Source organism: Thalassobaculum litoreum DSM 18839 (assembly GCF_900102465.1).
In the GTDB taxonomy this organism is placed as follows: domain Bacteria; phylum Pseudomonadota; class Alphaproteobacteria; order Thalassobaculales; family Thalassobaculaceae; genus Thalassobaculum; species Thalassobaculum litoreum.
Genome location: NZ_FNBW01000005.1, coordinates 314,385 through 335,109 on the forward strand (window position 1 = coordinate 314,385; position 20,725 = coordinate 335,109).

Sequence of the window (20,725 nt, forward strand, 5' to 3'; positions counted from 1 at the left end):
GATGGGATCGGGGCGGGCGCCGGCCGTGGGGACCGGCGCCCTGCCTGCCTCAGTTGCCGACGAAGTTCTTGAAACCGTCGACGCCGATCGTCGTGTACATCGAGCGGACGTAGTCGTAGTCGCCGTCCTCGACCGTCGCGAGGAAGAAGCCGCCCTTGTACTTCTGATTGTCCTCGCCCTTCAGCACGGCGGCGAGCAGGGACTTGCCGTTCTCCACGAAGGCCTTGCGGATCTTGTCCATGGCCGCCGGGTCGGCATCGGCGCGGGCGACCAGGATGTCGTTCGGCAGGTCGCGGCCGCGCGCCACCACGGTAAAGGCGACGTCCGGATAGGCCTCGCGGGCGCGCTGCAGGTGGCTGTAGTTCATGCCGATGGCGGCGATGTCGCCGCGGATCAGTGCCTCGATGGCGACGTTGCGGGAGATGATCTTCGGCTCGTAGTCCTGGCCGTAGACGAGGCCGAGATCGGTCAGCGCCTGCGCCGGGCCGAGATGCTGGGAGGTGGAGCCGACCGAGCCGAAGGCGACGGCGCGGCCCTTGAGGTCCTGCACCCGGCGGATCGGACCGTCGGCCAGGGTGACGACCTGGGCGAAGTAGTCCGGACGCTGCCAGCCGACGACGATCCTGGCGTCGGTCAGTTCCTTGATCACCACGTATTCGGCCGGGCCGGTCAGCACCAGGTCGACCTGACCGGCGTTGATGGCCTCGACGGCGGCGGTGCGGTTGCCGACCGGGAACAGCTCGATGTCGAGACCGGTGCTCTTCTCGAGCGCCGCCTCGAACGGGCCGAACTCGCTCTGCAGGGCCTCCAGGCCCTCAATGTCGGTGACCGCGATCTTGATCGCGTCGGCGGCGCTGGCCAGGGACGGGGTGGCTACCGCCAGGGCGGCGGCGGCAAGCAGGGCGCGAAGGTTCATGAAGGCCTCCTCCAAGGGCGGGCAGATGCCCGGATCATTCGGAAGGCCCAGCGGATATCACCCCCCGCCTGTCGCCGGTGTGACAGGGCGGTGTCGGAACCGCGTCGGTTGCGTGATGGTTTGGTGACCGTGGATGTGTCCCGGTGGATGTCCAGCGTCAGTTGTCGAGGGGACGAAAGGGACAAAATCTCAAACGATCGTCACCCCGAACGCGCCCGGACCTCATCCATATGCGGGCCGGGATGACAGGATTGGAGCGGGGAGGTAGGCGGAGAGAGCACCTCAAATGCAAAGGGCCGCCCCGAAGGACGGCCCGTCGCAAATCTTGTCGCTGAGTAAGGATCAGGCCTCGGCCTTCTCCTCCTCGTCCTCGGCGGCGGCGGCCGCTTCCGGCTCCAGAAGCTCCTCGACCTCGGGAGCCTCGTCTTCCATCCGCTCTTCCTCGTCCAGGATGCCCCGGTCGAGCGCGCGGCCCAGGCGGGCCTGGGTCTCCGCCTCGTCCTGGGACCGGGCGATGTTCACGGTCACGTTCACCGAGACCTCCGGGTGCAGCTGGACGCGCACCGGCTCCAGACCGAGCGCCTTCAGCGCCTTGTCCAGCTTGACCTGGCTGCGGCCGACGGTGACGCCGGCTTCGGTCACCGCGTCCGCGATGTCGCGGGCGGAGACCGAGCCGTACAGCTGGCCGTTCTCGCCGGCGGCACGCACCAGCACGACGGTCATGCCGTCCAGGGTCTTGGAGACCTTCTGGGCCTCGGACTTGCGCTCGAGGTTCTCGGCCTCAAGCTGGGCCCGGCGCTCCTCGAAGACCTTGCGGTTTCCTTCGTTGGCGCGCAGCGCCTTCTTCTGCGGCAGTAGAAAGTTCCGGGCGTAGCCCGGCTTGACCGAAACCACTTCGCCCATCTGGCCGAGGCTCTCGATCCGTTCCAGCAGGATGACTTCCATCGTCCTCACTCCTTCTCTTGCGGGCCTACGCCCCCCGGATAGGTATCCGGATTTCCTCATCAGGGCGGCGCCGAGGCGACCGCTTGTCAGTTATCCGCCGACGGTCATTCCTGCGGGGGAGGCCCCGCGCGACGGCGAAAATCGAAAACCACGTCCAGCATTCCGACCAGCACGATCACGGCGGCCGCCGCCCAGCTGAAGACGATCAGCAGGGCATAGGTTCCACCGAGCCAGAGGCCCCCGCTGCCGCTGCGCCGGGCCAGGGCGTGAACCACGCCGAGCCCGGTGAACAGGAAGAGCAGCAGCACCACCGGAACCATGTTCTTGGCGGCGAAGCCGATCCCCTCCGGCAGATAGGCCAAGGCCAGCACCGCCGCGAGCACGAGCGCGATCCAACGCGGCGCCCGCAGGTCGGCGATGTCCGGCGTCGGCAGCGTCGCCTTTCCGAAGCGGCGCAGCAGAAGCTGCGCGAGCCCGGCGCTGGCCGCCGTGGTCAGCACCCATCCCGCGGCCGCGAAGGCCGGGAACAGACTGGCCAGGGAGGACAGCATGTCCTGCAGCTCCGCCATGGGAAGCGGCGGTTGCCCGGCCTCCTCCGCATAGCTGGAGATCGTCTCGAACGTCCGCTGCAGCTCCTCCGCGATCACCCCCTGCATGCCGTCCGGATGCCCGGACAGGATCAGGCCCGCCAGCGCAATCGTCGCGCAGGCATAGGCGATCAGGGTGAGCAGCAGGACCCTGGGCTCGCTGCCGCTCCGTTCGGCCTGCCAGATCAGCAGGCCGGCCGGAACGCCGGTCATCGCCGCATGATAGGCTGCGACGTCGAGACCCAGCGACAGGCCGAGGGCGACGAAGGCCGCCGCGGCTGCCGCCAGTCCCAGAACCGCTCCGTAGGCCAGACCTACCAGGAACAGCGGCAGCGAGGTCAGAGACAGCTGCAGCATCGCGAAGAACGGCGACGGATAGACCGCCACCGTCATCAGCGCGCTTGCTGCTGCCGCTATTCCAACCGTTAGCCAACCGTAGTTCATGCAGGGCCATCGTCGTGCCGACGCTCGTCAGGGTACCGCCGGATGCCTGTCCGGTCGCTCAGCTCACCACGAACGGCAGAAGCGCCATGTTGCGGGCACGCTTGATCGCGCGGGCCAGCTCACGCTGCTTCTTGGCCGAAACGGCGGTGATCCGGCTCGGCACGATCTTGCCGCGCTCGGAGATGAAACGGGACAGCAGCTTGGTGTCCTTGTAGTCGATCTTCGGCGCGTTGGCGCCGGAGAACGGGCAGGACTTGCGGCGGCGCATGAACGGCTTGCGCACGGCCGCGCGGGCGATCTGCAACTGGCTCATTCTGCATCTCCCTTGCTGGCGGTATCGCGCTCGCGGCGATCGCCACGGTCGCCCCGATCTCCGCGGTCACCCCGATCTCCACCACGGTCGCCGCGATCGCCACGGTCACGGTGGTCACGATCGCCCCGGCCGCCCCGGCCGCGATCGCGGTCGGACTTGGCCTGCATCATGATGGAGGGGCCTTCCTCGAGTTCTTCAACCTTGATGGTCATGTAGCGCAGCACGTCTTCGTTCAGACGCATCAGGCGCTCCATCTCGGTCACCGCCTCGGAAGGGGCGTCGAGGTTGAAGAGCACGTAGTGGCCCTTGCGGTTCTTGTTCACCTTGTAGGCGAGGTTCCGCAGACCCCAGTACTCGCGCTTCTTGACCTCGCCGCCGAGACCGGCGACGACTTCGGCGAACTGGTCGGTCAGCTGTTCGACCTGGGTGGACGAAACGTCCTGGCGTGCGATGAACACGCTCTCGTAGTACGGCATTGCGCACTCCTTGTGGATGTTGCGCCCGGGGCATCACCCCCTGGGCAAAGCCGCATCGGTGCGTTTGAGCGTATCGATGCAGCAAGGAGCTATGGTTACCGGACACCGGGGTGGCCGGAAGAGCGCGCACAATACGCAGAATTCCGCCATGCGCAAGGGTTTTCCCCCAGGGCGGAATGCATGTTGGGGAATGGGGCATCGGCGCTCTCCCGATACTCCATCGTCTTCCCGGCCTTGCGCCGGGATACAGGGTGACGCTTGCCGCAGTGGTGTAGGATCATCACCGGTGATCCATCGATCCCTGTTCTGGATCCCGGCGCAAGGCCGGGAAGACGGGTAGGGTGGCTGTGAAGGAATAGGGCAGAGCGATGGCGACCGGTAAGGACGGCAAGACGCAATCGGAGACCAAACCCGGCAATCCGGGCAATCGCGCCAGTGCCGAGGCGCGGCAGCGCCAGGCGGAGATGCGCCACGACCCGGCCGTGCTGCGCCACCTCTTCGAGAGCGGCGACTATCCCTACAAGTCGCCGATGGAGCGCGAGACCTACGAGAAGCAGAAGCGCGACCTGCAGATCGAACTGCTGAAGCTGCAGCGCTGGGTCAAGGATACCGGCCAGCGCATCGTCATCGTCTTCGAGGGCCGCGACGCCGCCGGCAAGGGCGGGGCGATCCGGCGCTTCATGGAGAACATGAACCCGCGCGGCGCCCGGGTCGTCGCTCTCGACAAGCCGAACGACCGCGAACAAGGTCAGTGGTACTTCCAGCGCTATGTCGCCGAACTGCCGACCCGGGGCGAGATCGTGCTGTTCGACCGCTCCTGGTACAACCGCGCCGGGGTCGAGCGGGTGATGGGCTTCTGCGACGAGGCGGAATACCGCGAGTTCCTGCGGGAGGCGCCGGAGCTGGAGCGGATGTGGGTGCGCTCCGGCATCCGGCTGTTCAAATACTGGTTCTCGGTCAACCGCGACGAGCAGGCCAAGCGGCTGCACGGCCGCGAGATCAATCCGCTGAAGCGCTGGAAGCTGTCGCCCATGGACCGGGAGTCGGTGAAGCGCTGGGACGCCTATACCGAGGCGAAGGAGACCATGTTCTTCCACACCCACACCGCCGACGCCCCGTGGACGATCATCAAGGCCTCGGACAAGAAACGGGCGCGGATCGCGGTGATCCGCCACTTCGTGCATTCCCTGGACTATCCGGGCAAGAACACCCGGGCGGCGAAGAGCCCGGACCCGCTGATCGTGGGAAGCTGGTAGGCCGCCGGCGGTACCCGGTGCGCCTTGACAAGCCGGCCGGTCCGTCGCAAACGACGCCCCGCCGCCGCGGCCCCGACGCCGCGGACGCGAAGAGACTTATTCGGGAGGAACGATCATGGCCGGCACCGCGCGGGCACTCGTGTTTCCGGGCCAGGGCAGCCAGGCCGTCGGTATGGGCAAGGACCTCGCCGATGCCTATCCCGCCGCCGCCCAGGTGTTCGAGCAGGTCGACGAGGCGCTCGGCGAATCCTTCTCCACGCTGATCTTTGAGGGTCCCGAGGACAAGCTCACCCTGACCGCCAACGCCCAGCCGGCGCTGATGGCGGTCAGCCTCGCCGCCCTGCGCGCGGTCGAGGCGGAGAGCGGCAAGACCATCGCCGAGATCTGCGACTACGTGGCCGGCCACTCGCTGGGCGAGTACTCCGCGCTGGCCGCCGCCGGCACGCTCGACATCGCCGTCGCCGCCCGGCTGCTGCGCCTGCGGGGCGAGTCGATGCAGAGGGCGGTCCCGGTCGGCGAGGGGGCGATGGCGGCCCTGATCGGCGCCGATCTGGAGACGGCCGAGAAGATCGCCGCCGCCGCCCGCCCGGGTCCCGACGGCGATCAGGTCTGCGATATCGCCAACGACAACGGCGGCGGTCAGATCGTGCTCTCGGGCCATGCCGATGCGATCGAGCGGGTGCTGACGCTGGCCGGCGAGCATGGGGTGCGTCGCGCCGTGAAGCTGCCGGTGAGCGCGCCGTTCCACTGCTCGCTGATGGCCCCGGCCGCCGATGTCATGGCCGACGCCCTGGCCGGCACCGACCTGCGGGCGCCGCTGGTTCCGCTGATCGCCAATGTGACCGCCGCACCGACCGCCGACCGCGACGACATCCGCCGCCAACTGGTCGAGCAGGTGACCGGTCGGGTACGCTGGCGCGAGACGGTGGAGAGTTTCGCCGGTCTCGGCGTGACCAGCGTGGCCGAACTCGGCGCCGGCAAGGTGCTGTCGGGCATTGTCAAGCGGGTCGACAAGTCGGTCGACGCCCACGCCATCAATACGCCGGCCGACGTCGCCGGCTTCGTCGCCGCGCTGTGACGGCGCAACGCAACGGGAGGAAGACATGTTCGACCTGAGCGGCAAGACCGCCCTGGTGACCGGGGCGACGGGCGGCATCGGCGCCGCCATCGCCGAGACCCTGCACCGTCAGGGCGCCCACGTGGTCCTGTCCGGCACCCGCCAGGCGGTGCTGGAGGAGAAGGCCGCGGCTTTGGGCGACCGGGTGTCGGTCGCGGCCTGCAATCTGGGCGACGCCGAAGCGGTGGAAGCGCTGCCGAAGGCGGCCGAGGCGGCAGCTGGTGCGCCGATCGACATTCTGGTGAACAACGCCGGCATCACCCGCGACCAGCTGCTGATGCGCATGAAGGACGACGACTGGGATCAGGTGATCGCGGTCAATCTGACCTCCGGCTTCCGCCTGTCGCGGGCGCTGGTACGCGGCATGATGAAGAAGCGCTGGGGCCGGATCATCGGCATCTCCTCCATCGTCGGCGCGACCGGCAATCCGGGCCAGGCCAACTACGCCGCCGCCAAGGCGGGCATGGTCGGCTTCTCCAAGGCGCTGGCGGCGGAAGTCGCGAACCGGGGGATCACGGTGAACGTTGTGGCGCCGGGATTCATCGCCACGGCGATGACCGACGCGCTGCCCGAAGCCCAGAAGGAGAAGCTGCTGGAGAGCGTTCCGGCGGGCCGACTCGGCACGCCGGAGGACATCGCGGCCTCCGTGCTATACCTCGCCAGCGAAGAGGCGGGCTATGTCACGGGAGCGACGATCCACGTCAATGGCGGCATGGCAATGCTTTGACGCCGACTGACGTCGGTTAGCCTGTAAAAGCGGCCGGGTGTGCTGGTCTTAACAAAAGACTTGTGTTACAGCCCGCCGATCCAAATATCGCGGGTTCGCCGGAATACGCGGCGGACCGCGACAACTGGGCAGCGAAAGCGCCCTCAGTAGAGAGAGATCAGAGGTTCAGGACCATGAGTGACGTTGCCGAGCGGGTTAAGAAGATCGTCGTCGAGCATCTCGGTGTCGACGAGTCGAAGGTGACCGAGGATGCGAGTTTCATCGACGATCTGGGCGCCGACAGCCTCGACACCGTCGAGCTCGTCATGGCTTTCGAGGAGGAGTTCTCCTGCGAGATCCCGGACGACGCGGCAGAGAAGATCCTGACCGTTAAGGACGCGATCGACTTTATCAAGAGCCAGGAAGGCTGAGTCGACTGCCGGAGCCCCGGCTCCGGCGCCGTCTCGCCTCGTGCAGCTGGAAATGAGTGACGTCATGCGACGCGTCGTCATCACCGGCCTCGGGATGGTCACCCCGCTTGGGTGCGGTGTTAAGACCAACTGGGACCGTTTGATGGCCGGTAAATCCGGCATCCGGGCAATCGACAGCTTCGACGTTTCGGACCTGCCGGCGAAGATCGCCGGTATGGTGCCGGAGGGGACGAAGGACGAGGGCGGCTTCGATCCGTCCGAGTGGGTCGAGCCCAAGGAACAGCGGAAGATCGACCGCTTCATCCTTTTCGGCATGGTCGCCGCGCAGCAGGCGGTGGAAGATTCCGGCTGGACGCCCACCGATGCCGAGGGTCAGGAGCGTACCGGTGTGATGATCGGCTCGGGCATCGGTGGTCTGACCACCATCGCCGAGGCCGCGGTGCTGCTGCAGGAGCGCGGTCCGCGCCGCATTAGCCCGTTCTTCATTCCCTCCGCGCTGATCAACCTGGTCTCCGGTCAGGTCTCGATCAAATACGGATTCAAAGGCCCCAACCATTCGGCGGTCACCGCCTGCGCCACCGGCGCCCACGCCATCGGCGATGCGGCCCGGCTGATCGCGCTGGACGATGCCGACGTGATGGTCGCCGGTGGGGCGGAGGCGGCGATCTGCCGTCTCGGCGTCGCCGGGTTCGCGGCCGCCCGGGCCCTGTCGACCGGCTATAACGACAGCCCCGAAGAGGCCTCACGCCCCTGGGATGAGGGCCGCGACGGCTTCATCATGGGCGAGGGCGCCGGCGTGGTCGTGCTCGAGGAGTACGAGCACGCCAAGAAGCGCGGGGCGACGATCTACGGCGAGGTGATCGGCTACGGCCTGTCCGGCGACGCGCACCACATCACGGCTCCGGCCGATGACGGCGACGGCGGGTTCCGGGCGATGAAGGCCGCGCTGAAGCGGGCGCAGATCTCGGTCGACGACATCGACTACATCAATGCCCACGGCACCTCGACGCCCCTGGGCGACGCCATCGAATTCGGCGCCGTGAAGCGCCTGTTCGGCAATGCCGCGGCCAACGTGTCCATGTCGTCGACCAAGTCGGCGATCGGCCACCTGCTCGGGGCCGCCGGTGCGGTGGAGGCGATCTACTCGGTGCTGGCGATCCGCGATCAGGCCGTGCCGCCGACGCTGAACCTGAACAACCCGTCCGAAGGCATCGACGGCATGGATCTGGTCCCGAACCAGGCGCGCGAGCGTCCGGTCCGGGTCGCCCTGTCGAACTCCTTCGGCTTCGGGGGCACCAACGCCGCCCTGATCTTCTCCAAGGTCGCCTGACCGGCGGGGCTATGGGGCGCTGGCTGCTCCGTCTGGCGTCCCTGCTGCTGTCGGCGGCGGTGATCGCCGGGTTCGCCGGGGTCTGGGCCTGGAGCGAATTCACGCGTCCGGGCCCGCTCGCCGAGGAGACCACCGTCGTCATCCCGCGCGGCTCCGGCATGGAGACGATCGCCCACCGGCTGCTCGAGGCCGGGGTGATCGCCGATCCCCGCATTCTCGCCATCGGCGCCAAGATCACCGGCCAGGCCCGCCGCCTGAAGGCCGGTGAGTTCGCCTTTCCCGCCGCGGTCAGCCCGCGGGGCGTCCTCGATATTCTGGAAAGCGGCGCGACGGTCGTCCGCCGCGTGACGGTGGCGGAGGGGCTGTCCAGCCTTCAGGTCGTCGCCGTGGTGAACGCCGCAGAGGGGCTGGAGGGCGAGATCGAGGACGTGCCGCTGGAAGGCACGCTGCTGCCGGAAACCTATCACTACGCCTATGGCGACGACCGGGCCGATATCGTCGCCCGCATGCGCGCCGAGATGGACGAGACGGTCAAGGCGCTGTGGGAGAACCGCGCGCCCGACCTGCCGATCGCCAGCCCGCAGGAGGCGGTGATCCTCGCCTCCATCGTCGAGAAGGAGACCGGCGTTGCCGAGGAACGCCCGTTGGTGGCCAGCGTCTTCGTGAACCGGCTGAACCGGGGCATGCGGCTGCAGTCGGACCCGACGGTGGCCTATGGCATCGCCGGCGGAGAGGGGCTGGACCGGCCGCTGACCCGGGCCGACCTGAAGGCGGAGAACCCGTACAACACCTATGTGATCTCCGGCCTGCCGCCGGGGCCGATCGCCAATCCCGGTCCCGCCGCCATCGCGGCGGTGCTGCGGCCGGCGGAGACGGACTATCTGTACTTCGTCGCCGACGGCAGCGGCGGCCATGCCTTCTCCAAGACCCTGGCCGAGCACAACCGCAACGTCCGTGCCTGGCGCCGGCACCAGCGGGAAAAGCGGGCGGAGTAGCGCTTCTTACTCTCCCCTTCATCCCGAACTTGTTTCGGGACCTCTTCCCAGTCTGACGTGTCCGAAGAGGTCCCGAAACAAGTTCGGGATGACGGGCTTAATTTTGATCCTACCCGGCCCCCTTCCGAGGCAGCCGCCGCAGCAGCGGGTCCACCCATGCCGGCGGCAGGGCCTGGAGCAGCCACATGGCCGCCGCCATCGGCCAGGGGAAGCTGATCCGTCCTCGGTTCCGCGCCAGCCCCCTCCGGATGATCCGCGCCGCCCGGTCGGCATCCATGATCAGCGGCATCGGGAAGTCGTTCACGTCGGTCATCGGCGTGCGCACATAGCCCGGGCAGATCACCGACACCCGGAGGCCCTTGCCGTGCAGGCTGCCCCGCAGGCCCTCGCCCAGAACCTTCACCGCCGCCTTCGACGCGCAGTAGCTCGGCGCCCCCGGCACGCCGCGATAGCCGGCCAGGGAGGCGACCAGGGCGAGCTGGCCGTGCCCGCGCGCCTCCATGGCCTCGATCGCCGGCAGAATCGTGTTCAGCACCCCGTCCACATTGGTGGCGAAGACCGCGCGCACCTGCTCCGCCGGCTCGGCCCCGTCGCGCCCGGCGGTGCCGGCGGAGATCCCGGCATTGGCGATCACCAGATCCAGGGGTGCGGCCCGGTCGCAGGCCTCGACCCAGGTCCGGACAGCCGTCGTATCGCAGACATCGACCACCGCCGTCTCGCAGGTCGCCCCAAGCGCCCGAACGTGCTGCGCCACCGTCTCCAGCCGGTCGGCGCTGCGGCCGGACAGGAACAGCCGCACCCCGGGCGCTGCGTATTCCTGCGCCAGGGCCGCCCCCAATCCGCTGGAGGCGCCGGTGATCAGGATCGTGCTCGGGTGGGCCATCTCGGTTGCCTCCTGCTTGGCGCCTCGGGTGCCCATGGATATAAGGGCCGGGACTTTTGATTTCGAAAGGATATCCCGTGAGCGAACAGAGCGCCCGCGTCACCAGCATGACCGGTTTCGCGCGCAGCGACGGCGGTGCGACCTCGACCTCCGACGACGGGGCCGCCACCGACTGGTCCTGGAGCTGGGAGATCCGCAGCGTCAATTCCAAGGGCCTGGACCTGCGCATGCGCCTGCCTTCGGTGGCCGAACGCTGGGAGCAGACAGTGCGCGAACGGGTGTCCGCCTCGGTGAACCGCGGCTCGGTCACGGTGAACTGGTCGCTGGAGAAGGCGGATAGGGCGACGACGCCGGAGCTGGTGGTGAACGAGGCGTTCCTGGAGACCGTGCTCGGCCTGCAGCAGAAACTGGAGGACAAGGGCCTGGTCTTCCCGACCGCGCCCAGCCTCGACCGTCTGCTGAATGTCCGCGGCGTGCTGGAGACGGTGGAGCGCGTGGCCGACACCACGGTGATCGAGCAGTTGCAGGCACCGGCCTTCGCCGATCTGGACACGGCCCTGGCCGCCCTGGTGGAGGCGCGCCACCGCGAGGGTGCGCGGCTGGAGACGGTGCTGCTCGGCCATCTGGACGAGATCGACAGCCTGACCGCCGATGCCGCCAAGGTCGCCGAGGCGCAGCCCGTCGCCCTGCGCAAGCGGATGGAGGGGCAGCTCGCCCTGCTGCTGGCGGCCTCGCCGCCGGTGTCGGAGGAGCGGCTGGCCCAGGAACTGGCGCTGCTGGCGACCAAGGCCGACGTGCGCGAGGAGACCGACCGGCTGTCCGCCCATGTCCACGCCTGCCGCGAGCTCCTCACCGGGGGCGGCGCGGTCGGACGCAAGCTCGACTTCCTGTGCCAGGAGCTGAACCGCGAGGCCAACACGCTGTGCTCCAAGGCGATCGACCTGGACCTGACCAATATCGGGGTCGAGCTGAAGACGCGGATCGAGCGGTTCCGCGAGCAGATCCAGAACGTCGAGTAAGCCGGAGACCCGCCCCATGATCACCAGACGCGGCCTGATGCTCGTGCTGTCCTCCCCCTCCGGCGCGGGCAAGACCTCGATCTCCCGCAAGCTGCTGGAGCGCGAGGACGAGCTGTCCATGTCGGTTTCCGTCACCACCCGGCCGCGCCGGCCGGGCGAGGTGCAGGGGCGCGACTATTTGTTCATCGACCCGACCGAGTTCCAGCTCATGGCGAACCGGAACGAGCTGCTGGAGCACGCCAAGGTGTTCGGCAACTACTACGGCACGCCGCGTGGGGCGGTGGAGGAGGCGCTGGCCGCGGGCAAGGATGTGCTGTTCGACATCGACTGGCAGGGCACTCAGCAGCTGGCGGCGAACGCGCGACAGGATCTCGTCAGCGTGTTCATCCTGCCGCCCTCGACCCGCGAACTGGAGCGCCGCCTGCGCACCCGCGCCCAGGACAGCGAGGAGGTGGTGGCCCAGCGCATGGCCAAGGCGGCGGACGAGATCAGCCACTATCCGGAATACCAGTACATCGTCCTCAACGACGACATCGCCGCCAGCGTGGAGAAGATCCGCGCCATCCTCCACGCCGAGCGCCTGAAGCGGGAGCGGCTGGTCGGGTTGCCGGACTTCGTGCGCGGCCTGCAGGACGGCAGCGGGGATTAAGCGGCGCTCACCCCGGCAGCCAGAGCTGGTCCGTGTGGCCGACGGTCAGCGCGCGTGGCTCCGAGGAAGCCCAGGCACGCCACGCGGCGATGCTCTCCGTTCGCTCCGGCGCGATTTCGGCGGCGGCACCCGACCAGCCGTCGACCAGCGCCCTCCGCATCGCCGTCTCGCCAGGGCCGACCTTCCAGTCGCTGGACGCCGTCTCGACACCGGGCAGTAGCCTGGAGAGCGCGCCCGGTGCGTCCGGACCGAGCGCCGCTCCGAAACCCTTGTCGCCGCGCTGGTGCCGGTTGACCAGGTCGCGAATCTCGGCGTCCTGCCCGGTCTCCCGTTCCCAGGCGATCCGGCCGTCGTAGGTGAGCACCACCAGCAGGGCGCAGCCGATTTCGCGCACCCGGTCGGCCAGACGCGCCAGCCAGGCCTGCGACACCAGGTCGATCAGCGCCGAGGCGGTGACGAGATCGGTCCCCTCGGGGATCAGCGCCGTCAGGTCGCCGGCGAGGTCGCCCGCGCGGAGCGTCACCCCAGGATGCCGCCGCGCCGCCGCCGCCAGCAGGGCACCGTCGGCATCGACGAGGGTCCAGCGCTGGTCGACGGCCAGGCGCGGGGCGAGATGCGCCAGGTTGTTGCCCGACCCGGCGCCGAGATCGACCACCGACACCGACCGCCGGCCTTCCAGCCAGTCGCCCAGCCGGTGCTCCAGCCCGGTCGCGCGGGCGGCGCTGTCGTAGGGTGCGCGCAGGGCCAGCCAGTCGGGGGAGAAGCTCATGCGAGGCCCTCCGCCACGGAGGCGAACTCGGCCCGCATCTCGGCCCAGCTCCGCAGGCCGGCCGCCGCCGACCGCGCACCCTCGGCCAGGGCGGTCCGGTGGATCGGATCGTCCAGCAGCCGAGCCAGTGCCGCGCGCAGGGCGGGGACGTCGCCCGCCGGGACCATGACCCGGCCGGCCTCGGGCACGGACTCGGGCAGGGCGCCGGCGTCGCTGGTGATCACCGGCAGGCCCCAGCGCACCGCCTCCACCGGGGCGATACCCCAGCCCTCGTGCAGGCTCGGGAAGACGAAGGCATCGGCCCGGCGCCAGTGATCCGCCAGCGCCGCGTCGTCGACGGCGCCGGTGAGCGTGATCCGGCCGGAGAGGGACGTGCCCTCTGTCAGTGTGCGCAGGCGCTGCGCATAGGCCGCGTCGCGCGCCTCGCCCACCAGGGTGAGGTGCCAGTCCCGGTCGGCGAGCGGCGCCAGCGCCTCCAGCAGCAGGTGCTGGGCCTTGCGCGGGATCAGCGTGGCGACGCAGAGCAGGCGCAGCGGTCCGGGCGCGCGGCTGTCGCGAAAGCCGAGGTCGCAGACGGGATCGACGCCGGGCACCACCGCCGTGACCCGGCCGCTGTCGATACCCAGTTCGGTCAGACGGCCACGGGTGGTGCGGCTGGTCACCAGAATATGCCGGGCATGGGCCAGGGCATCGAGCTCGGCGCGCAGCCAGCGCTCCCGGTCCTGCGGGCTCAGGCCGGTCTCGTCGCCCAGCGGATGGTGCACCAGGGCGATGATTCTCAGACGGGCGAGGACCGGCGCCAGGGCGGTATAGGCGAGGCCGTCGACGATCACCCGGTGACCGTCCGGCACGGCGGCGAGGCCGGTCTCCGCCGCCTTGAGCGTCGCCGCGTCGCCTTCCGGAAACGGTCCATCGACGCGGATCGTCCCGGCCAGCAGCCCGGCCTCGCGCAATCCTTCCAGGGCATGGCGGTCATAGAGGAAGCCGCCGGTCGGTGTCGCCGGATCGCCGGGGATCAGAAAATGAATGTCGGGGACCGTCACCGATGCCGCTCAGAGCGTACCGCGATAACCGGCCGAGGCGACGTGGGATTCGTTGAACACCACCTCCAGCGAGGCAAGTTCGTTGCCCGGGCGGCCCAACCCTCCGGACCGCGCCACCGCGGCGATCCTGTCGAAGGCGGTCTTGGCCAGAAACTCGGTGGTGGTGTTCACGCCGGCGAACTCCTCCAACTCGTCCAGGTTCCGATAGGCCCAGGGCTGTAGCGTGTCGGACAGGGCGGCATGGGCGGCGCCGATATCGACCACCACGCCGTTGGCGTCCAGGGTTTCGGCATTGATCCGCAGATCGACCACATAGGTGGCGCCGTGTAGGCGCTGGGCCGGGCCGAACAGGTCGCCCTTGAAGGAGTGCGCGATCATGACGTGGTCGCGTACGGTGACGGTGAACATGCGAACTCCTTCAATCCTCGTAGCGGATGCGATGACATAGGGCGGGCAGGCTGCCATCGGCAAGGGCGGCCATGGTCGCCGGCAGGGCGTTGAACGCGCTCTCGCCGTCGATTAGGCAGTCGAGTGCCGGGTCGGCCAGCAGGGCCAGGGCCTTGTCCAGACGCCGGGCGTAGTCCCAGCGCGGCCGGTGCGACGGTGCCACCATGCCGACCTGGGTGGAGCGCAGGACCAGCCGCCGGCTGTGGAACGCCTCGCCCAGGGCCAGCGCGACCGGCTGGCTACCGTGCCAGCTCGCCTCCAGCACCGTCGCCTCCATCCCGGCGAGGCGGAGGGCGGTCGCCAACCCGTCCGGCGTGCCGCTGGCATGGACCACCAGATCGGCGTCGATCCCATCCGGCGCCCGCGCGGTGAACGGGATGGCGAGACGCTCGGCGACGCCGGCCCGTGTCGGGTTCGGATCGATGCCGACCAGATCGACGCCGGGCACGCGCGCCGCCAGATAGGCGATCAGCAGGCCGACCACGCCGAGACCGACCACCGCCACCCGGTCGCCGGGCGCGATGCCGGAATCCCAGAGCGCGTTCAGCGCAGTCTCCATATTGGCGGCGAGCACGGCGCGGGCCGCAGGAACCTCCGCGGGGACCGGACGCACCATGTCGGCCGGAACGACGAAACGGTCCTGGTGCGGATGCAGGCAGAACACGGTTCGCCCGTCCTCCAGGGCTCCGACGGCGCAGTAGCCGTATTTCACCGGTCCGGGAAACCCGCCGGCCTGAAACGGACAGCGCATGGCGGCGTGCTGGCTTTCAGGCACCCGGCCACCGAAGACCAGGGTCTCGGTGCCCCGGCTGACTCCGGAATAAAGGGTGTGCACCGCGACCTCGCCCGGCCCAGCGGGGGTCAGCGCCTCCTGGCGGATTTCGCCCTGGCCCGGTCGGACGACCCAGAATGCTCGGGCTTGCGCCATGCTCGCCTCACGCGGTTGTTGACCGGTGCCCCGTTGCCGGTCCGGTTCGCCGTACTAGGTTGCCCCGTACTAGCCCGGGGCGGGGCGAGCTGGAAGGAGGAATGGACGATGCCGACTCACATCCCCGCGATGACCCGTATCCCCGCGTGCCTGGGCAGGGTGGCCGCCGTGCCGCTGCTGGCCGCGGCTCTGTGTCTGACGCCGGGCCTCGTACGGGCGGAACCCTACGAGTACGTGATCGACCCCGAGCATACCGCCGTCGCCTTCTCGGTCCGCCATCTGGGCTTTGCAGACGTGCTCGGCCGGTTCCTGGAGGTGGCCGGGTCCTTCACCTTCGATGAGGAGGCCCGCACCCTCAGCGATGTCACCGCCGAGATCCAGGCGGCCAGTGTGACCTCCGACCATGCGGCCCGCGACGACCATCTGCGCAAGAAGGACTTCCTGTGGGTCGGCGAGCATCCGGAGATCCGCTTCACCGGGACCGGTGCCGAGCCGACGGGCGAGCGGACCGGCAAGGTGTTCGGCGACCTGACGATCCGCGGCGTGACCCAGCCGGTTGTGCTGGACGTGACCTGGAACCGCAGCGGGCGCTATCCCTTCGGCGACAAGCACTATGCCATCGGCATCTCCGCCCGAACCTCGATCAAGCGCTCCGATTTCGGCATGACCTACGCGCTAGAGGGCGACATGGTCGGCGACGAGGTCGATATCGTGCTGGAGTTCGAGGCGATCCGGCAGGAGTAGGGGGGCGTATCCGGCCGCACTTCGACTACCTCCGTCTCTCTCAGCCTCAAGCTCTACACGCTCCCTGGGCCTCTCCGTATGTCACTGGACAATAGGTTCTAGAGTAAACCGAGATTAACCGTAATAACCCGTAACAACTCGTTACAAGGGCGGAGTTCTGCGGGTTAGAGACCCGCCGGGCCGTCGCCGCGGAAAGGCCTTTAGGTTTTAGAGTCACACCCCGTCGGGCGCCCGCAACGTCACCATCGGCCGCATTTAAACGACGAACGTTTCAGGCGTTCAAATGCCATTTAAACGGCGGATTTCGGCCAACTCCGACTGTCGCGCTTACGCTAGAACCGAAGCAGTGAGCCCGACCATTCTGGGAAGAACAAGGTATTAGTTGGAATATTCTTCCCAGAATGGCGAATTGTGGCAGATCTAAGCCACTTTCGCGCTCGAATGCTGCGCGGCAGACGATGGCAAACTGGGAAGAGATTTTTGCCGGCATTTGGTGATTCGCGGTCTGTAGCGCCGCTGCCATCGACTGCCAGCGCAACCGCCACAACGAGTTACACGGAATAAATCTAGGGCGAATTCGAGGCCACTAAAATTGGCGCGTCTGTCATGGAGGCGCCAATGATGCCGAATCTAAAGCATCCCTCACCAGTCGTCGCGGTGCCGAGTGAGTTTGACGAAGTCCTTTCAACATTCGAATCCGCAATGCGGCGGCTCGCGGCGCGCAGCAATTTCCGCGTGGTCGTGTCGACCGACATGGAGGCATTCGTTAGCTTTCTGGGAAGCGCGCCCGGCAACGATGGTGTGTCGCCGGTATTCAATCCCGCACGGGTGGAGATCGAGGACGCCTTCTGGATCTCCGTTATCCATCATGACCAGGTCATCGGGACGAACGCCCAGAGGCTCTTCGATTGCACGAGGGCGGGCTACTACGACCAGATCCGGTCTGGAGCGGTCTTTGGCTCCGAGCCCAAGGCCCCTATCGACCTTCTCCATAAAGAGCCAGGCACCCGGGGGAGATGCTCACACTCTGGAGGCATATACGTTCATCCATCTTACAGAGGGACAGGCCTCAGCTGGTTTCTGCCGCACCTGGGCCGTGCGATCGCGATACGAAAGTGGCGCATCGATATGTGCTACGGCATGGTCTTCGATAGCCTGAGACGAACCAATATTGCGGAGAAGAACTACGGCGCCCAACGGGTCGTTCAAATGTACTCAGGCTCGTTCCCGCATAAGGCGGGCGACGTTTTGCTCTGGAGCGTCGAATCTGAAGCGGGCTTCCTTGTTGAGCGAATTCGGAAGTCTCTCTTCGAGATCTCGAACAGCCCCAACAAACAGATGGGTGACTTCGCTCCCGTGGTCAGACGATAGAGGAATGATCAGCCTGCGGTACACGGTCGACAGATCTAGCACGTTGTCTTCTAACTCGATCTGCGTGACCGACGTCCGGCGCTCTTCCTTGGCCAGTTTGTAGTCCCGCAGGGAGTCCAGCCGTAGCGCGGACCACTCAATGGATGTGACCGGCTTGCGCGCGAGGGATTTCCCGCCCTCGAGCCTGCAATGCCTATTGTACCGCTCGAAGAAATATCCAGTCGGCTCGGCACTGGAGACATCTACAAGGTGCGCGGACCCCAGCATTCCGGATATGGCCAGTCGGTCGATGCGGATATCGTCGACGTCCACCAGTTCGTTCGACGGCTTTTCGTTTAGGAGCTGCTGCAGCCGGATGAAGGGATTGTCGATGCCAACTATGTAGTCGGATCGAGCCTTCCAGATGCGTCCCCGCGAGCAATACAGTTTTGAATAATCCAGCATCTCTAAACTGCCATCACGTTCAGCATATGCCGGTCGAATACATAAAACGGACAAACCAAAAAGACGCCAGATAGAGACGATTTATCGTCGCAATATAGCAGTTTTGGGGCCTTTATCTCTTCCTTGCCTTGGAACAGCAATTCACTCATCTCTGTGAGCAGCGGCCTCAGCGGGTCGGCCTGAGCGGGGAAGATCGAAACTTGATCGGCGCAGTCCACGATCATGCGGCAGTTTTTCAGTGAAGGCTCAGAAAGAAAAGTTGCCAAATCCCGAAATCGTTTAAGGGTACTCCACTCCGATGCCAATAATGTCGCGCGCTCGCTACACTGTCTTATTCCCAGCTCTTTGACATACACCTGTCCTGCGCTGACCCCGCGTGGGAAAATCAATACATTTGGAGGGGCTATGTTCATTTACACAATCTGCCAGGGACAACCTAACATGGAACGAATAGTCGAGTGTTGTAGCTATGAGTCAAGCCGATTCCTGATCGGAGGCGTCGACCTCACCGCGTAGCACCATCAAGGCCCGCTTGGCGGCGGCCATACCTATCTGCTCTGGAGTGTGCTCGCCAAAGTACGGGGCCATACGAAGGGCGAATGGCACCGCATCGGAGATCGCCCGCTCCAATTCATCATCGGAATAGCTTGGCCTATCGCTTAGGCCGGTGAGCCAATCCAAAGACCGAGAGGTCGCTCGACAGACCACTTTGGCCGCGTAGAGAGGCATCTTCGTCTCACCGCGCCACCATCTGTACACCTGGTCGTGCTTTACGCCGATCAGCGCGGCCGTCTTCGGAACGCCTCCGATCTCATTGATAATTATGCCTAAACGATCCTGAAACTCTTGTTCCCAGCCTCTGGCAGGGCCGTTGCTGCTCGACATCCGTAGCTCCCGCACACGAGTTTGCAAACGGACGCCTTCCACTTTTTGCGCAATCACTGTTGCACCTTCTCAAAAAATGGCAGATATTTAGTCGCATCCGCGAATAAGGGTCGCGTTTGCGACTGGCGAAATCAACGCTTCTAGTGGCTAGGCGCTTGAATGTCCGACGTTTCCGAGAGTTCCAACGCTGATCCATTCTGGGTCGAGGCCGAAGTTAAGCGTCGCGGAAAGCGGCTTGCGGAGCTGGCCGCCGAAGCAGGCGTCCATCACAGCACCGTCACCCAAGCAAGATTTCGAATCATCCCCCGTGGAAATCGCATTATTGCGAACTTTCTGGGGGCATCCGTCCATGAGCTTTGGCCTGAGTGGTTTGACGTGGCAGGCAACCGTATCCGGTCGTTCTGCGAATCGGACGATGGCCGATCGGCGGATCAGCGTCACCGTCAAAAGGGTGCCGCGGCGTGACAAATCAGCTGGAGATTGTTGCCGGTGAAGAGCGCCAGAACCGCTCAAAGCCCGCCGACCGCATCGCGCTTCCGATCGCCATTGATCGCGTAATTGTGCGGGATCGGCTGCGGGCGGTGGACCACGACCACGTGGCGACACTGGCCGGCAGCATGGCAGACCGAGGCCAACAGCAACCAATCGCGGTCGCCGTGCGACCGGAAGGCCTGAAACTTGTGGCCGGCCTCCATCGGCTGCTTGCCGCCAAGTTACTCGGGTGGGCGACGATCTCTGCCGTAACTGAGGAGGGCACCGATGAGGAACTGCGCCTTGTCGAAATCGACGAAAACCTTGCCCGAAATAACCTTTCCGCGCTCGATCGAGCGATTGCGCTTCAAGAGCGCAAGAGGATCTACGAGGCAATCTACCCGGAAGCCAAGCGGGGCGGCGACCGGAGGTCTTCGCAACAGGATCAAAACGACATTGTGTCGTTTAGCTCCATTAACCGGCCTGACATCGTCGCCTTCTCAAAGGCAGTTTCGGCAAAGCTAGGGCTGGACAAGAGGAGCGTCGAGCGGGCGGTCAAGATCGCGACGGCCCTCTCAGCCGAGCACCGCGAAGCGCTCTCAACTCATAAGATCGCGAAGAACCAGGCCGAGCTGCTGAAGCTCGCAAAACTCCCAACGGCCGAGCGCGACAAAGCGGTCCAGCTGCTCACCCGAGCTGAGGAGCCGGCGAAGAACGTCTCAACGGCTGTCGAAATCATCCGAGGCCACCGCGCCACCGCCGAGCGCTCCCCTGAAGACAAGGCATTCGAGCGACTGCTGAACCTGTTCGGCCGGACGCCGAAGAAGGTTCAACGGCGCTTCATCGAGCACCTTCAGGCCAACGGCCAGCTCGACGGCCTGAAGGGGGACGCATGATCGACCTCCGCGATCGCCATCAGCTTGTTCACCACCGCCGAACCGGCGGTTATCCTGTGATCCTCGCCGATCCCAACTGGCCCTTCGACACGCACAGCGAGAAGGGCCAGGGAAAGAGCCCGAGCCGGCATTACGACACCATGTCGATCGGCGAGATCTGCAGCGTCGACGTCAGCCTTCTCGCGGCCAAGGACGCCACGCTGTTCCTGTGGGTGACCTGGCCGCACATGCCGTCCTGGACGCGCGTGATCGAGGCCTGGGGCTTCGAGTATGCCGGCCTCGCCTGGGAATGGCGGAAGTACAACCCGGAGACCGGCAAGTATGCCTTCGGTCCCGGCTACGGCACCCGCAAGAACCTGGAGCCGTGCCTGCTCTGCACCCGCGGCAACCCCCAGCTCCGCAAGCCGACTGCCTTCTTCGGCGACGTCGAGATCCCCGAGGGCGTTCACAGCGTCCGCGACTTCATCGACTGGTGGCCGCACGACGAGATCCGCTCTCCCCGGCGCGGCCATAGCCAGAAGCCGCCTAGCCAGTACGAGCGCATCGAGACGCTGTTCGACGGCCCGTATCTGGAGCTGTTCGCGCGCAACACCCGCCCCGGCTGGAAGTCCCTCGGCGACGAGGTCGCCAAATTCGGTGAGGTCGGATGATGGCCAAGGC

General features: G+C 66.6%; 25 protein-coding genes. 12 read left to right on the forward strand and 13 right to left on the reverse strand.

The annotated features are described in order from the left end of the window. Window positions 1-49 precede the first annotated feature (49 nt). The 5 genes from BLS34_RS10240 to rpsF form a co-directional block, all read right to left on the reverse strand. On the reverse strand, window positions 50-916 hold the full coding sequence (locus tag BLS34_RS10240) for a PhnD/SsuA/transferrin family substrate-binding protein (RefSeq protein WP_093150078.1): 867 nt from the start codon (window positions 914-916) through the stop codon (window positions 50-52). Between the two features lie 342 nt (window positions 917-1,258). Then, complete coding sequence (gene rplI / locus BLS34_RS10245; RefSeq protein WP_093150080.1) at window positions 1,259-1,861, reverse strand: 50S ribosomal protein L9; 603 nt, start codon at window positions 1,859-1,861, stop codon at window positions 1,259-1,261. A gap of 104 nt (window positions 1,862-1,965) precedes the next feature. After that, complete coding sequence (locus tag BLS34_RS10250; RefSeq protein WP_084618588.1) at window positions 1,966-2,892, reverse strand: DUF2232 domain-containing protein; 927 nt, start codon at window positions 2,890-2,892, stop codon at window positions 1,966-1,968. Window positions 2,893-2,950: 58 nt separating this feature from the next. After that, window positions 2,951-3,205, reverse strand: coding sequence for a 30S ribosomal protein S18 (gene rpsR / locus BLS34_RS10255; RefSeq protein ID WP_175474174.1), 255 nt, complete (start codon window positions 3,203-3,205; stop codon window positions 2,951-2,953). Further along, the gene (rpsF, locus tag BLS34_RS10260) at window positions 3,202-3,681 is read right to left on the reverse strand and encodes a 30S ribosomal protein S6 (protein ID WP_028792618.1); all 480 of its coding nucleotides are present in this window, start codon (window positions 3,679-3,681) and stop codon (window positions 3,202-3,204) included. Before rpsF ends, rpsR begins: the two co-directional genes overlap by 4 nt. Before the next feature lie 368 nt (window positions 3,682-4,049). On the opposite strand from rpsF, the gene ppk2 reads away from it, so the two are divergent. The 6 genes from ppk2 (at window position 4,050) to mltG (ending at window position 9,516) form a co-directional block, all read left to right on the forward strand. Further along, window positions 4,050-4,937 (forward strand): polyphosphate kinase 2, encoded by an 888-nt coding sequence (gene ppk2, locus BLS34_RS10265; RefSeq protein ID WP_051243441.1) that lies wholly within the window; start codon window positions 4,050-4,052, stop codon window positions 4,935-4,937. 115 nt (window positions 4,938-5,052) lie between these two features. After that, window positions 5,053-6,015 (forward strand): ACP S-malonyltransferase, encoded by a 963-nt coding sequence (gene fabD / locus BLS34_RS10270; protein WP_093150082.1) that lies wholly within the window; start codon window positions 5,053-5,055, stop codon window positions 6,013-6,015. A 25-nt stretch (window positions 6,016-6,040) separates the two neighbouring features. Continuing rightward, on the forward strand, window positions 6,041-6,781 hold the full coding sequence (gene fabG, locus BLS34_RS10275; RefSeq protein WP_028792616.1) for a 3-oxoacyl-[acyl-carrier-protein] reductase: 741 nt from the start codon (window positions 6,041-6,043) through the stop codon (window positions 6,779-6,781). Window positions 6,782-6,954: 173 nt separating this feature from the next. Then, a complete protein-coding gene (locus BLS34_RS10280; RefSeq protein ID WP_028792615.1) occupies window positions 6,955-7,191 on the forward strand; it encodes an acyl carrier protein in 237 nt (78 codons plus the stop codon). 64 nt (window positions 7,192-7,255) lie between these two features. Then, the gene (gene fabF, locus BLS34_RS10285; protein WP_028792614.1) at window positions 7,256-8,521 is read left to right on the forward strand and encodes a beta-ketoacyl-ACP synthase II; all 1,266 of its coding nucleotides are present in this window, start codon (window positions 7,256-7,258) and stop codon (window positions 8,519-8,521) included. Between the two features lie 11 nt (window positions 8,522-8,532). After that, window positions 8,533-9,516: an endolytic transglycosylase MltG gene (mltG, locus tag BLS34_RS10290; protein WP_028792613.1), complete on the forward strand. Its 984-nt coding sequence runs from the start codon at window positions 8,533-8,535 to the stop codon at window positions 9,514-9,516. A 109-nt stretch (window positions 9,517-9,625) separates the two neighbouring features. On the opposite strand, the gene BLS34_RS10295 is transcribed toward mltG, so the two are convergent. Then, window positions 9,626-10,399: an SDR family NAD(P)-dependent oxidoreductase gene (locus tag BLS34_RS10295; protein WP_093150113.1), complete on the reverse strand. Its 774-nt coding sequence runs from the start codon at window positions 10,397-10,399 to the stop codon at window positions 9,626-9,628. 77 nt (window positions 10,400-10,476) lie between these two features. Here BLS34_RS10295 and BLS34_RS10300 point away from each other — a divergent pair, with 77 nt between their 5' ends. Then, window positions 10,477-11,418, forward strand: a complete 942-nt coding sequence (locus tag BLS34_RS10300) for a YicC/YloC family endoribonuclease (RefSeq protein ID WP_245701952.1) — start codon at window positions 10,477-10,479, stop codon at window positions 11,416-11,418. Between the two features lie 16 nt (window positions 11,419-11,434). Further along, a complete protein-coding gene (gmk, locus tag BLS34_RS10305) occupies window positions 11,435-12,067 on the forward strand; it encodes a guanylate kinase (RefSeq protein WP_028792610.1) in 633 nt (210 codons plus the stop codon). Window positions 12,068-12,074: 7 nt separating this feature from the next. Here gmk and BLS34_RS10310 read toward each other — a convergent pair whose 3' ends face one another. Genes BLS34_RS10310 through BLS34_RS10325 form a run of 4 tightly spaced genes read right to left on the reverse strand, consistent with a single transcriptional unit; the run spans window position 12,075 to window position 15,254 of the window. Further along, complete coding sequence (locus BLS34_RS10310; protein ID WP_093150084.1) at window positions 12,075-12,836, reverse strand: methyltransferase domain-containing protein; 762 nt, start codon at window positions 12,834-12,836, stop codon at window positions 12,075-12,077. Continuing rightward, window positions 12,833-13,879 carry a glycosyltransferase family 4 protein gene (locus tag BLS34_RS10315; protein WP_093150086.1) on the reverse strand — a complete coding sequence of 349 codons (1,047 nt, stop codon included), beginning with the start codon at window positions 13,877-13,879 and terminating at the stop codon, window positions 12,833-12,835. The genes BLS34_RS10310 and BLS34_RS10315 overlap by 4 nt, the downstream gene beginning before the upstream one ends. A 9-nt stretch (window positions 13,880-13,888) precedes the next feature. Then, on the reverse strand, window positions 13,889-14,287 hold the full coding sequence (locus BLS34_RS10320; RefSeq protein WP_093150087.1) for a 6-pyruvoyl trahydropterin synthase family protein: 399 nt from the start codon (window positions 14,285-14,287) through the stop codon (window positions 13,889-13,891). Between the two features lie 10 nt (window positions 14,288-14,297). Further along, entirely contained in the window at window positions 14,298-15,254 is a 957-nt protein-coding gene (locus tag BLS34_RS10325) for a zinc-dependent alcohol dehydrogenase (RefSeq protein WP_093150089.1), read from the reverse strand. A gap of 108 nt (window positions 15,255-15,362) precedes the next feature. Between BLS34_RS10325 and BLS34_RS10330 the strand changes: the two genes are divergently transcribed. Beyond that, window positions 15,363-15,998: a YceI family protein gene (locus BLS34_RS10330; protein WP_245565533.1), complete on the forward strand. Its 636-nt coding sequence runs from the start codon at window positions 15,363-15,365 to the stop codon at window positions 15,996-15,998. A gap of 1,215 nt (window positions 15,999-17,213) precedes the next feature. Here BLS34_RS10330 and BLS34_RS25350 read toward each other — a convergent pair. The 3 genes from BLS34_RS25350 to BLS34_RS10345 all read right to left on the reverse strand — a co-directional run bounded on the left by BLS34_RS25350 (window position 17,214) and on the right by BLS34_RS10345 (window position 18,698). Beyond that, entirely contained in the window at window positions 17,214-17,813 is a 600-nt protein-coding gene (locus tag BLS34_RS25350; protein ID WP_139189220.1) for a hypothetical protein, read from the reverse strand. Window positions 17,814-17,815: 2 nt separating this feature from the next. After that, window positions 17,816-18,226, reverse strand: a complete 411-nt coding sequence (locus tag BLS34_RS25355; RefSeq protein WP_139189222.1) for a hypothetical protein — start codon at window positions 18,224-18,226, stop codon at window positions 17,816-17,818. A 61-nt stretch (window positions 18,227-18,287) separates the two neighbouring features. Beyond that, window positions 18,288-18,698 carry a hypothetical protein gene (locus tag BLS34_RS10345; RefSeq protein ID WP_093150095.1) on the reverse strand — a complete coding sequence of 137 codons (411 nt, stop codon included), beginning with the start codon at window positions 18,696-18,698 and terminating at the stop codon, window positions 18,288-18,290. A gap of 159 nt (window positions 18,699-18,857) precedes the next feature. Here BLS34_RS10345 and BLS34_RS10350 point away from each other — a divergent pair, with 159 nt between their 5' ends. The 3 genes from BLS34_RS10350 to BLS34_RS10360 are packed head-to-tail and all read left to right on the forward strand — an operon-like array spanning window position 18,858 to window position 20,715. Beyond that, a complete protein-coding gene (locus tag BLS34_RS10350) occupies window positions 18,858-19,163 on the forward strand; it encodes a helix-turn-helix domain-containing protein (RefSeq protein WP_093150097.1) in 306 nt (101 codons plus the stop codon). Next, window positions 19,160-20,065 (forward strand): ParB N-terminal domain-containing protein, encoded by a 906-nt coding sequence (locus tag BLS34_RS10355; protein ID WP_175474175.1) that lies wholly within the window; start codon window positions 19,160-19,162, stop codon window positions 20,063-20,065. Before BLS34_RS10350 ends, BLS34_RS10355 begins: the two co-directional genes overlap by 4 nt. After that, complete coding sequence (locus BLS34_RS10360; RefSeq protein ID WP_093150101.1) at window positions 20,062-20,715, forward strand: MT-A70 family methyltransferase; 654 nt, start codon at window positions 20,062-20,064, stop codon at window positions 20,713-20,715. Before BLS34_RS10355 ends, BLS34_RS10360 begins: the two co-directional genes overlap by 4 nt. The last annotated feature ends 10 nt before the right edge of the window (window positions 20,716-20,725 follow it).